Source organism: Variovorax sp. MPBD4-3 (assembly GCF_058809745.1).
This window is the reverse complement of sequence record NZ_JBXASW010000026.1, coordinates 1-11870: the sequence shown is the minus strand read 5'-3', so window position 1 is coordinate 11870 and position 11870 is coordinate 1. Positions and strand designations below refer to the sequence as shown.

Sequence of the window (11870 nt, the reverse complement as noted above, 5' to 3'; positions counted from 1 at the left end):
CCGCCTGCCTCCGCGCAGGCGATGGTTGTTGCTCGAATGATTACCACCATTACCACCGCGGCCACCTGAGCACGCGCAGGTGGCCGTTCCGGCAGCCACCTGGTGTATCGCTCTCTCTCCCCCGAACGAATCAACCCAGCTCTGGCAGCTGGGTTTTGTTTTTTCGTCTGGAGATGTCCATGTACCGCGATCCCGTTGAATCCCTCGAGCCCCTGCACGACAGCCGCCCGGCCGTCACCCGTACCCTGCGCGTGGGGATGATCGGCATCGGCACCGTGGGCTCGGGCACCTTCCGGGTGCTGGCCCGCAACCAGGCGGAGATCGCGGCCCGCGCCGGCCGGGCGATCGAGCTGGTGATCGTCGCGGCGCGCAATCTCGATCGCGCCGCGGGCATCGTGGGAGGGAGCGTTCCCCTCACGGCCGACCCGATGCAGGTCGCCACGCATCCTGAAGTCGACGTGGTCGTCGAAGTGGCCGGCGGCACCGGTCCGGCGCTCGAATGGGTGCTGGCCGCCATCGCACACGGCAAGCACGTGGTCACCGCCAACAAGGCGCTGCTGGCGGTGCACGGCGCCCGCATCTTCGCGGCCGCGCGCGAGCAGGGCGTGGTGGTGGCCTACGAAGGCGCGGTGGCCGTGAGCATCCCGATCGTCAAGGCGCTGCGCGAGGGGTTGGCGGCCAATCGCATCGAGTGGGTGGCCGGCATCATCAACGGCACCACCAACTTCATCCTGAGCAAGATGCGCGACGAGGGCCTGGACTTTGCCGCCGCGCTCGCGCAGGCGCAGGCGCTGGGCTATGCGGAGGCCGACCCGACCTTCGACATCGAGGGCATCGACGCCGCCCACAAGCTCGCGCTGCTCGCCGCCAACGCCTTCGGCATGCCGCTGCGGTTTGCCGATGCGCAGGTCGAGGGCATCAGTGGCCTGCAGGGCATCGACGTGGCCTGCGCCGAGCAGCTCGGTTTTCGCATCAAGCTGCTGGGTGTCGCGCGCCGGCGTGCGGCCGGCGTCGAGCTGCGCGTGCAGCCCGCGCTCGTTCCCGCGGACCACCTGATGGCGCATGTGAAGGGCTCGATGAACGCTGTCATGGTCAAGAGCGACGCGGCCGGCCTCACGATGTACTACGGCGCCGGCGCGGGCTCCGAGCAGACCGCATCGGCCGTGATCGCCGACCTGGTGGACGTGGCACGGCTCGACGGCGTCGCTGCCGCGCAGCACGTGCCGCACCTGGGCTTCCATGCGCATGCGACGAATGCCCTGCAGGTGCTGCCGCGCGCGGCCGTCGACACCTTGCACTACCTGCGCGTGCCGGTGCGGGCGGCCAGCCAGATCCAGGCGGTCACGGCTTGCTTGGGCGAGCAGAAGGTGCCGGTGCGGCAGGTGGCGCTGGCAGCCGAACGGCCTGGCCAGGGCCCGCAGGTGCTGGTGTTGACCGGCCCGGTGGCGCAGGGCACCGTGGACCTCGCGGTGCACGCGCTGCAGGAGCACGCGGCCGTGGCGGGCGCGGTGACGACGCTGCGGGTGGAAGAACTCGCCGGTTGAACCCGGTGTTCAGGCCTTGGGGCGTGGCGCGAGTTCGGCGTAGCCCGTGGCCGGATCGTGCGTGCGCGCGAAGTGCCATTGCGGCAGCCACGCGACCAGTATCTCGGCGGTCGTGCGCACCGTGCAGCCCGGCGCGGCATGTCCGCCGAAGACACGTCCCACGGCGTCCGACACGCTGACGTGCAGGTGCGAGCCGTCCGGCGACAGGCTGCCCGCCAGCGTGAGAATTTCCAGGTCGCCCTCGATGCGGGTGGCATTCGCCGCGCCCGCGAAGCGGATGCTCGCGCCGCTCAGGCTGCCGATGCCGGAGACGACAAACGCCGCCTCGCCGCCGCCTTGCTTCAGCGCGAGATCGAGCGACGCGCGCAGGTCGTCGCCGGGGTTCAGCCGCAGCACCAGCGTCTGCACGCCCTCAGCCCCCCGACAGCGCTCCGTCGACCACCTGCTGCGCTTCTTCGAGAATGCGCGCGAGGTGCTCCGTGCCCTTGAAGCTCTCGCCGTAGATCTTGTAGATGTTCTCCGTGCCCGAAGGCCGGGCCGCGAACCAGCCGTTCGCGGTCACCACCTTCACGCCGCCGATGGCTGCGCCGTTGCCGGGAGCGTGGCTGAGCACGTCGACGATCTTGTCGCCCGCCAGTTCGGTCGACTTGATCTGCGCGGGCGAGAGGCTGGACAGCCGCTTCTTCTGCTCGACCGTGGCCGCCGCATCCACTCGGTCGGACACCGGCTGGCCCAGCGCCTGCGTCAGTTCGGCATAGCGTTCGCCGGGGTCTCGTCCGGTGCGCGCGGCGATCTCGGCGGAGAGCAGGGCGGGCACCATGCCGTCCTTGTCGGTAGTCCATACCGAGCCGTCCTTGCGCAGGAAGGTCGCGCCCGCGCTTTCCTCGCCGCCGAAGGCCAGCGACGCATCGACCAGCCCGTCGACGAACCACTTGAAGCCCACCGGCACCTCGTACAGCTTGCGGCCCAGCCGCGCGGCGACGCGGTCGATCATCTGGCTGCTCACCACCGTCTTGCCGACGGCGGCCTGGGCGGGCCATTGCGGGCGGTGCGTGTAGAGGTAGTCGATCATCACCGCGAGGTAGCTGTTCGGCTGCATCAACCCGGTGCTGCCGGCGACGACGCCGTGGCGGTCATGGTCGGTGTCGCAGGCAAAGGCGATGCCGAAGCGGTCTTTCAGCGCGATCAGCTTGTGCATCGCGTCGGGCGAGGACGGATCCATGCGGATGCGGCCGTCCCAGTCGAGCGACATGAAGCGGAAGGTGGGGTCGACCTCCTGGCTCAGCACGTTCAGGCGGGACAACTTGTAGCGCTCGGCGATCGCCGGCCAGTAGTGCACGCCCGCGCCGCCCAGCGGATCGACGCCCAGGTCGATGTCCACGCCGCGGATGGCATCCATGTCGAGCACCTGCGCCAGGTCTTCGACGTAGGTGTTGAGGTAGTCGTGCCGGTGCGTGGTGTCGGCGCGCAGGGCCTGCGCGAGCGGCAGGCGCTTCACGCCTTCGAGGTTGTTCGCCAGCATCGTGTTGGCCGCGGCCTCGACGGCCGAGGTGATGTCGGTGCCGGCCGGGCCGCCGTTGGGCGGGTTGTACTTGAAGCCGCCGCTCTCCGGCGGGTTGTGCGAGGGCGTGATGACGATGCCGTCGGCGAGCCCCGCGGTGCGCCCGCGGTTGTAGACCAGGATGGCGTGCGATACGGCCGGCGTGGGCGTGTACTCGTCGTCCTTGGAGATCATCAGCTCGACGCCGTTGGCCGCCAGCACTTCCACCGCGCTGTTGAAAGCCGGCGTCGACAGCGCATGCGTGTCGATGCCCAGGAACAGCGGGCCGTCGATGCCTTTCTGCCTGCGGTAGTCGCATATCGCCTGGCTGATGGCCAGCACGTGCCATTCGTTGAACGCGTTGTCGAACGACGAACCGCGATGGCCAGAGGTGCCGAAGGCCACGCGCTGGGCCGGCACGGACGGGTCGGGCCGGCCGGTGTAGTAGGCCGAGATCAGGCGCGGCACATTGACCAGCAGGTCGAGCGGTGCGGGCTGGCCCGCGAGGGGATTGGTGGCTTGGCTCATGTCGATGGAAAGTCGAAGTTGATCAGGTCGCCGATGCGTTCGATGGTGATGTCGGCAGGAGCGTAGGCGGCGATGGCCTGCGCATCCAGCGCATAGTGCCCCTGCCGCACGAAGACCGTCGTCAGACGGTTCCCCCAGACGGCTTTCATGGCCGAGAGAATGCGCAGCTTGTCGTCGATCATCACGTAGTGCCCGGCAGGGTGGCTTTGCGCGACGGCGTCGAGCATTTCTTCCTTGTGCACGTAGATCAGCACGCGGCCGTCGGTGGCGTCCCACAGGCCCGAGCGCTGTACCTTGCGCGGCTGGAACACCACGTCGCCGTCGGACAGTATCACCGTGGGGCCATGCCGGCGCAGGTGTTTCAGCGCGTCGAGCGCGCCCGGGTAGAGGCGGTCGGCGAACGGGTAGTCGATCAGGAAGCCAGACATCAGCAGCAGCCGCGAGTCGCTCATGCCGCGTCGGCTTTCTTCGGCCCTATAGCGCTGCAGCGCGCCCAGGTAGTCGACGTAGCCGAGCTCGGTGCGCAGGGCCTCGAGGGCGTCCCAGTAGCGCGCGGAGCTTTCGGCGCCGAAGTTTTCCTCGAGGTGGGCGTGCAGGTCGGCGATGACGCGGTCATTGTCGAGCAGGGTGTTGTCGACGTCGATCAGGAAAACGGTGGACGGAGGCTGTGTCATGGGGTGTGCGGGCGGCGGCTGTCGATTGGCGCGTCGCATCCAGCATACGCCTGGCGGCCAAGGCCCGGCGACGGCCATGCGAATTAGTTGATGCCTTGCTGCCCGCTGGCTTAACCTCTGCCGCAGAACAGCCCGCGCCCCGATTCCCGGAGTTCCTGGAGGAAATCAATCAATGCATATGACGAACGGCAGGTGCCTCGCCCTGGCCACCCTTGTGTTCGCGCTCGCCGGATGCCAGTCACCGCCGGCCGACAGGCCGCTGACCTCCGACGTTCCCGAGCCGCCGGGCTTCGCGCCGCCGCCCGAGACCTGCCAGGCCGCCGCCGCGCGCTTCGGCCTCGGACTGCGCGTGTCGCCGTTGCTGGTCGAGGAAATGCGCCAGCGTGCAGGTGCCCGGATGGCCCGAACCGTGCCGCCCGCCGAATCCCCCGATCCGGCCCAGGACGCCACGCGGCTCAACATCCAGGTGGAGCCGGGCGGCCGCGTGGCGGGTGCTTATTGCGGTTAGGCGCGAAGATAAAGCCCTTTTTTGCATGCACATGTGTTGTGCGCACACAGCGGCTGTCACAAATCCGCGCTCCAACGCGCCGAATAGCCAGAATTGGGAGAACAATAGCCCGCGACTTTCCGGAGCCACAGTCTTTTGTCGATCAAGCAACCTCCCGTCTCTCTGCCGTCGCATTACGACGGCTCGGCACGCCTTCCGCCAGATGAAGTGCTGCGTCCCCTGATGGACGATTGGGCACGTGCGGGCAAGCGTCTCGCGGCCGTGTGCTATCTCGACGTCGATCGCTTCGCGGAACTCAACGACCGCCTCGGCATGATTGCCGGCAATGCGGCGCTCGAAGAGGTCGCGCGCCGCATCAAGGCCCAGCTGCCGCGCGAGAGCGTCATGGCCCGGGTGGGCGGCGACGAGTTCGCCGCCGTGTTCGCCGGCCTGGGCACCTCGCAATGCGCGCAGGTGCTCGAACGCATCCAGAACGCGCTGGCCGAACCCTGGACCTGGCGCGACCAGACGGCGAGCATCGACGCCAGCATCGGCGCGATGATGCTCGACAGCAACGGGCCACCCCCCGAGATCGCCTTGCGCCAGGCGCAGCACGCGGCCTTCTTCGCCAAGCGCGCGGCCGACGGCAAGGTGCACTATTTCGACGCCCCACAGGCGCGTGCCGACGAGCAGGTGGTGCGCGAGCGCCAGCGCATTCAAGAGGGGCTGCTGCAGGGCGAGTTCTTCCTGGTCTACCAGCCGAAGGTCGACATGCGCCGGGGCGAGGTCGTCGGCGTCGAGGCGCTCATCCGCTGGCAGCACCCCGAGCGCGGCCTGCTGCCGCCGATCCAGTTCGTGCCGCTCATCGAAGACGACGCGCTGGTCGAGCAGGTCGGCGACTGGGCCATCGCCACGGCCTTGTGGCAGGCGCACCAGTGGCGCCTGGCGGGCCTGCAGGTGTCGGTCAGCGTGAACGTGGCGCCGCGCCACATGATGCGCTGGGACTTCGTCGACCGCCTCGCGCGCCATCTCTCGCAGTTTCCCAAGCTGGGCGCGGGCATGCTCGAACTGGAGATCCTCGAGACCACGGCGATCAGCCAGTTCGCCAACGTGGCGCTGTTCGTGGAGGCCTGCAAGGCGCTGGGCGTGGGCGTGACCATCGACGACTTCGGCACCGGCTATTCGTCGCTGACCTACCTGCGCCAGCTGCCGGTGTCGGCCGTGAAGATCGACCAGTCCTTCGTGCGCGGCATGCTCGACAACGCGCAGGACCGGGCCATCGTGCAGGGCATCCTGGCGCTGCTGCATGCGCTGGGGCTCACGGCGGTGGCCGAGGGCGTGGAAACCGTGAAGCAGGGCGAAGCGCTGCTCGCCATGGGCTGCACGCTGGCCCAGGGCTACGGCATCGCCATGCCGATGGCCGCCAAGGACATCGTGAAATGGGTCGCCGCCTACGAGAGCGCGCCCCTGTGGGGCCGCGACACGACCCCCGACGAACCGGTGCCCGCGCCGCTCGCGGAACCGCCCACGGCCTGAGCCGCGGGCTTTCTTCCTCTTACAGCAGCGGCGTGTAGGGCGAGACCATCGGGCTCAGCGAGGTTCCGCCGCCGAGGCTCGGCACGCCCAGGTTGCTGGAGCCGCCGAACACATAGCGCAGGTACATGCTGCCGGTGAACTGGCGGTAGTTCTGCGCGTTGTTGAAGCCCAGCGCGCCGCCCAGGAACATCTTCGGCGCCAGCTGGTACTCCAGCACCGCGCCGAAGTTGTAGGCCAGGCCGGTCTTCGAACTGCTCGGATAAATGCCGTTGTATGCCGAGCTGCTCAGCCCCAGCGCCAGGGCCGCGTCCGCCACGCGCTGCGCATCGGTGTTGCGCGAGGGGTCGGTGGGGAAGTAGGGCGACGATTTCTGGGTGAACGACTGCACGCCCAGCGAGGCGTTCACGCGCCACGAGAACCGGTTGGCGCGGCCGGTCCAGTCGACCGGGAAGGCCACGCTCACGAAGCTCTGTGGGCTGAAGTAGCCGCCTTGCCCGAAGGTGTAGTAGCTCAGGTTCTTCTGGTAGCCCATCAGCCCGATGTTCATGCCCAGCGTGAGCTTGGAGCTGGGGCTGTCCAACAGGTGCAGGTAGGCGCCGCCGCCGGTTTCCACGCGCGAGTTGCTCGCCACGTTCTTGCCGGTGAGGCTGTGCGCCGCCAGGTAGCTGTAGATGCCGTAGGTGCCGTCGTCGTAGCCGATGTCGCCGCGCACGCCGGTGGCAACAACGCCGCCCCAGCGTTCGCCGGTGCGCCCGTCCTTCGCGCCGGCGAAGGACAGCACGCTGTCGGTCACCGCGCGGCGGGAGATGTCGGCCTTGTAGGTCCAGGAGTCGCCGAAGCTGCCCTTGAAGGTCGCGTTGCCGACCACGTTGGTGGTCGGGAAGCCCAGCGGCGTGGTGCCGATGCCGCCCTCGAAGTTCTTGCCCTCGTAGCCCACGTTCAGGCCGACGCCCGCGGCGTTCTGCTGGCCCGGCGTGGTCTGGCTGGCGATCGAGTTGTAGAAGGCCGTGGGGCCGCCGCCGAAGCGGCTGGCGGTGGAGTAGGCGGAAGAGGGCGTGCCGGCGTCGACCACCGTCGGCGTGACGCCGACGACGATCTTGCCTTCGCCCACCGGGAAGCGTGCCTGGATCGGCAGCTGGAAGTCGGAGAGCTGGCTCAGGCCCGCTTCGCCCGCGCGGCTGCGGTACACCGTGCCCGCGGTGAGGCTCACCGCGCGCTGTGCTTCCAGGTCCTGCAGTTCCGACTGCAGCGAGTTGGCCGGCGCCGGTGCCGCGCGCAGCGGCGCGTTCCAGCTCGGCTCGCTGCGTGGCAGCGGCGTGTTGGCTTGCGCATAGGCCGCGTTGGCCGACGGATAGGCGGCCGGCGGATAGCCCGGCGCGGGATAGCCGGCCTGCTGCTGCGGATAGCCGGCAGGCTGCGCCTGCGGAATGTAGACCTGCTGCCCGCCCGGCTGCGCCATGTAGGCGGAAGCCTGCGGCGTGTTGTTGGCAGCCTTGCTGTTGCGCGCGGTGCGCGTGGTGGCGGCGCGGCCCTTGGTGTTCGAGGTGGCGGCTGGCGCGGCGCCCCAGGGCAGCGCGCCAGGCGCCGCCGCCATGGGGGCTGCCGGGTAGGCGGCGGGATAGGCACCGGCAGGGTAGCCCGCCGCAGGGTAGGCGGGGTAAGCCGCATTCGCCGCGACCGGGTAGGAGACGGGTTGCGAGCGTGCCTGCGCGAAGGGATTGCCGCCGGCGGCCGGATAGCCGGCCGGCGCGGCCGCGCTCGGCGCGCCGCCGGTCATGCCTGCGAACGGGTTGGCGGGCGGCATCTGCGAAGGCGCTCCGCCCGCTCCCGCGAAGCCGGTCGAGGCGACCTGCCGTTCGGCTTCGACCGCGGCGCGCAGGTACTGCTCGGCCTTGCGGCTTTCGCCTGCGTTGCGGTAGACGCGGCCGGCGGCGGCCAGCACGCGCGACTGGTCGGGTGCCTGCTTCAGCGCGGCCATCACGTAGTTCTCGGCCTCGCCGTGCTCGCGCTGCGCGCTGGCACTGGCGGCGGCGGCCAGCAGCGTGTCGAGGTCGGTGGGGTTGCGCTGCAGGATGCGCTGGTACAGCGCCAGCGCCTGGCCTTCGTCGCGCGCCGCCGAATACAGGCGGGCCAGCGCGGCCATCGCCTGCGGGTCGTTCGGGCGCTCGGCCAGCACCGGGGCCATCGCGTTGTAGGCGGCCTCGAGGTTGCCGGCTTCGCGCAGCGCGTCGGTCTGGCGCAGCGCAAAGGCGATGCGCAGGCTGTCGAAGTCGTTGCGCTGGCTGGCCGTCATGTTGACGCCGGCAAGCTGGCGCAGCACGGCGGACAGTTCGATGTCCTGCTTCGTCTTGAGCAGCACCGACGCATACAGCAGCCGGTCGCCGATGCTCGGCGTAGGCGAGCGTGCGAGCAGCTGGCGGCTCATGGCCAGTGCGCGCGGCGCGTCGCCGATTTCGGCGTAGGCGCCTGCGAGCTGGCCCCACAGTTCGGCCGGCATGTCCGCGCTCAGCGCCGATTCGGCCTGGGCGAGCACGCCGCGCGCGGCGTCGACCTGGCCTTGCCGCGCGAGTGCCTGCGCACGGGCGGCCTGCGACTGCGCCCACAGGCGGCGTTGCAGCGTCGCCATGTCGCGGGTGCGCGAGCCGGCGGGGATGCGTTCGAGGTACTGGATGCCGGCGGCCGAATCGCCGGTTTCGGAGGCGAGCAGGGCGCTGGCATACAGCGCGTCGGGCATGTCGGGCTGCGACATCAGCAGCCCTTCCATCACGCCGCGGGCTTCGGAGACCATACCCTGCTTGCGGTAGATGTTCGCGAGGTCGAGCCGCACCCAGGGGCTGTCGGGCGCCGCGAGCATCGCGTCTTCAAGCGTGCGCTGGGCGCCGGCCGCGTCGCCGGCATCCGCCTGCTGGCGGGCGCGGTTGCGCGCCTGCTCGACCTGGATGTCGCGCAGGCCGCCCAACTGCGTGGCCTGCTCGGGCGTGAGGCGGCGCGACAGCGCCAGCGCCTCGTCGGGGCGGCCGGTCTGCCCGTACACCGAAATCAGCCCGCGCAGCGCCTGCGTGTTCTGCGGCCTGCTCTCGAGCACGCGCTTGTAGCCCTGCTCGGCCTGCGCGAAGTCGCCGGCGGCGGCGCGCAGGTCGGCCAATGCGTTCTGGCCCACGGGTTCGCGCGGGTCGATGCGCACGGCGCGTTCATACAGCGACTGCGCACCGCGCAGGTCGTTCTTGCCCTGGGCGGCGCGCGCCTGCCCGACCAGCACCCAGTAGTTGGCGCTTTGCAGCGCCGAGTTCCACTTGGTGGCGCCGCCGCGCACGGCGCGCTCCAGCAGCTCCTGCGCTTCGGCAAAGCGCTCCTGGCGCATCCGCACCAAGCCCAGGCCGCCGAGCGCCTCGGTGTCGTCGGCCTTGGTGCGAAGCGCCTGCTGGAAGCGCTGTTCGGCCGTGGCCGGGTCGCCGCGTTCCAGCGCCTTGAAGCCTTCGCCCACCGGCACGTCGGGCGCATTCGCCGCGGCGGTCCTGGCGGTGGTGAGCGTTTCAAGCCGCGCGGACACGGCGGCATCGGCCTGGTTGTTGCTGAGGTAGTCCTGGTAGAGCGGAATGTCGGGCGCGCGCGCGTCGAGCCAGATCAGCGCCTGCCGCCAAGCGGCGCGCGCGGCGGTGGCCACGGCGGGCTGCTTGGCCAGCTCGACCAGTTCGCGGATGCCCGCGCGGCGCGTCGGTTCGCTGTAGGTCTTCTGCTGCGCGAGCGCGAGCCGGTAGTTGGCGTTTTCCGGGTGGTCCTTCACCAGCTGCTCGAGGCCCTTGCGGCCTTCTTCGATGCCTTGCGGCGTGCTGGCCAGCGCCTGGTAGTACTCCAGGGCCACGGCCTCCGGCGGCGGCCGGTTGTCGAACAGGCTGCGGTACAGCTCCACCGCCTCGGCGGAGCGTCCGGCACGCGCGGCGGCGCGGGCGCGCTGCAAGGTGCCGCCCTGCTGGCCGGGCTGCTGGGCCTGCTGCTGCAGGCGCGCGACGCGGGGATCGTTGGGATGCGCGGCGCGCAGGCGGTTGGTCCAGGTGCGCACCTGCTCGGCGTTGTTGCGCGACAGCTCGACCTGCGCCATGCCGTACATCGCGTCGGCGGATTGCGGGTTGACGCTCAGCAGTTTCTTCCAGCTCTCTTCGGCCAGGTCGGCGCGGCCCTGGGCCTGCCAGTAGTTGCCTTGCTCGATGAGGGCGGCGCTGGCGTCGGCCTGCGCGAAGGCCTGGCCGCCGGTGCCGAGCGCCGCGAGCATGCCGATGCAGGCCAGCCATTGCTGGGTGCGGAAGGAGGGGGGACGCTTCGGCTTCACGCCGGTCGATTGGGACGGCATAGCGTTCTCCATGATGTTTGCAGTTGGCCGTTGCGGCCGAATTCATAGCGGCCGTCGAGCCAGGCCTGGCCGAACAGCAGCAGCACCTGCTCGTAGTAGGGCAGGGGCGCCGCGGCGGCCGCGCCGGAGGTCGCCGCGGCCGGCAAGGCGGCACGGCCGCCCGGTACGCGGGCAACCTGCGTGGCCAGCGCCTCGGTTTCGTCCAGCGCCTTGAGGTAGGGCAGCATCGCGCCGGCAAAGCCCAGCGGCGCCATGCCGCGCACCGCACCGGTCACGGTGTCGACGTACTCGGGCACCGGCTGCTTGTCGGCCAGCAGCAGCCGCGGGCCGCGCAGTTGCGCCAGCAGCATCTTGCGGGCCGGGTCCTTGTCGGACAGCATGCCCGCCCAGAGGTAGACGCGAATGGCGTCGTAGCTGCCGATGACGCCCTTCTGCGGGTCGGCCACGAAGGCGCGCGCATCCTGCGACCAGGCGCACCAGTCGGGCGCGAAACCCTTGGGCGTGACGCTGCCGAACATGCGCAGCGTGTTGTCGGTGACTTCGTGCCACGGGCCGCTCGGGTCGGCCTGCTGGAAATAGCGCAGCAGCTGCAGCGGCATGTAGCTCGGGTTGAGCCGCCAGAGCGGCCCGCTCGCTACCGACTTGGGCCAGGGCAGCAGCATGCGGCCGAGCCCGGGCAGCGAGATCACGTCGTCGCGCACCGCCAGCGCGAGCAGGCTGCGCCCGAGCGTGCGGTAGCGGTTGTCGTTCCAGAGGCGGCCGGCCTCCATCAGCGCATAGGCGATCCAGAGGTCGGAGTCCGACGCCGCATTCGGGTCGAGCACGCCCCAGCCGCCTTCGGGCTTGCGGCCCCATTGCCAGGCCGGCAGCTGCTTGGCGAGGCTGCCGCCGGCGAGGTTGGCCTCGGTCCAGGCCAGCACGCGGGCGAAGATGTCGCGGTCGTTGTGCACGAGCGCGAAGAACAGCGCGTAAGACTGCCCTTCGGACGTGGACTGCTGCTGCGCGGTGTTGAAGTCGATCACCCGGCCGTCGGGCTGGATGTGGCGCGCAGCGAAGGCGGCCCAGTCTGTTGCCGGATGGCAGGCGGCGGCTGTGTTCGATGCAGGCGCCGCGGCGGGCGCGGGCGCCTGTGCACCCGCCAGCTTCGGCAGTGCAAGGGCGAGTCCGGCGGCCGCCAGCAGGTTGCGGCGGCTCGCCAGCGGGAGGGCGGGAG

Annotated in this window: 8 protein-coding genes; 3 read left to right on the top strand and 5 right to left on the bottom strand. The window is 70.3% G+C overall.

What is annotated here, in order from left to right:
* Positions 1 to 179: 179 nt before the first annotated feature.
* A complete protein-coding gene (locus AC1RVW_RS16570) occupies positions 180 to 1544 on the top strand; it encodes a homoserine dehydrogenase (protein ID WP_493201170.1) in 1365 nt (454 codons plus the stop codon).
* 9 nt (positions 1545 to 1553) lie between these two features.
* Here AC1RVW_RS16570 and AC1RVW_RS16565 read toward each other — a convergent pair whose 3' ends face one another.
* From AC1RVW_RS16565 to AC1RVW_RS16555, 3 genes are read right to left on the bottom strand one after another with little or no spacing between them, the layout of a single operon-like run.
* Positions 1554 to 1952 (bottom strand): PPC domain-containing DNA-binding protein, encoded by a 399-nt coding sequence (locus AC1RVW_RS16565; protein ID WP_493201168.1) that lies wholly within the window; start codon positions 1950 to 1952, stop codon positions 1554 to 1556.
* A gap of 4 nt (positions 1953 to 1956) precedes the next feature.
* Positions 1957 to 3612: a phosphoglucomutase (alpha-D-glucose-1,6-bisphosphate-dependent) gene (gene pgm, locus AC1RVW_RS16560; RefSeq protein ID WP_493201166.1), complete on the bottom strand. Its 1656-nt coding sequence runs from the start codon at positions 3610 to 3612 to the stop codon at positions 1957 to 1959.
* Entirely contained in the window at positions 3609 to 4286 is a 678-nt protein-coding gene (locus AC1RVW_RS16555; protein WP_493201164.1) for an HAD family hydrolase, read from the bottom strand. Before AC1RVW_RS16555 ends, pgm begins: the two co-directional genes overlap by 4 nt.
* 172 nt (positions 4287 to 4458) lie before the next feature.
* Between AC1RVW_RS16555 and AC1RVW_RS16550 the strand changes: the two genes are divergently transcribed.
* Positions 4459 to 4794, top strand: coding sequence for a hypothetical protein (locus AC1RVW_RS16550; RefSeq protein WP_106934408.1), 336 nt, complete (start codon positions 4459 to 4461; stop codon positions 4792 to 4794).
* A gap of 207 nt (positions 4795 to 5001) precedes the next feature.
* Positions 5002 to 6309 carry a putative bifunctional diguanylate cyclase/phosphodiesterase gene (locus AC1RVW_RS16545; RefSeq protein ID WP_253819934.1) on the top strand — a complete coding sequence of 436 codons (1308 nt, stop codon included), beginning with the start codon at positions 5002 to 5004 and terminating at the stop codon, positions 6307 to 6309.
* A 19-nt stretch (positions 6310 to 6328) separates the two neighbouring features.
* Here AC1RVW_RS16545 and AC1RVW_RS16540 read toward each other — a convergent pair whose 3' ends face one another.
* Together AC1RVW_RS16540 and bcsZ are read right to left on the bottom strand one after the other, a co-directional pair.
* Entirely contained in the window at positions 6329 to 10657 is a 4329-nt protein-coding gene (locus tag AC1RVW_RS16540; protein WP_493201162.1) for a cellulose synthase subunit BcsC-related outer membrane protein, read from the bottom strand.
* Positions 10633 to 11838, bottom strand: a complete 1206-nt coding sequence (gene bcsZ, locus AC1RVW_RS16535; protein ID WP_493201229.1) for a cellulose synthase complex periplasmic endoglucanase BcsZ — start codon at positions 11836 to 11838, stop codon at positions 10633 to 10635. Before bcsZ ends, AC1RVW_RS16540 begins: the two co-directional genes overlap by 25 nt.
* Positions 11839 to 11870: the final 32 nt, after the last annotated feature.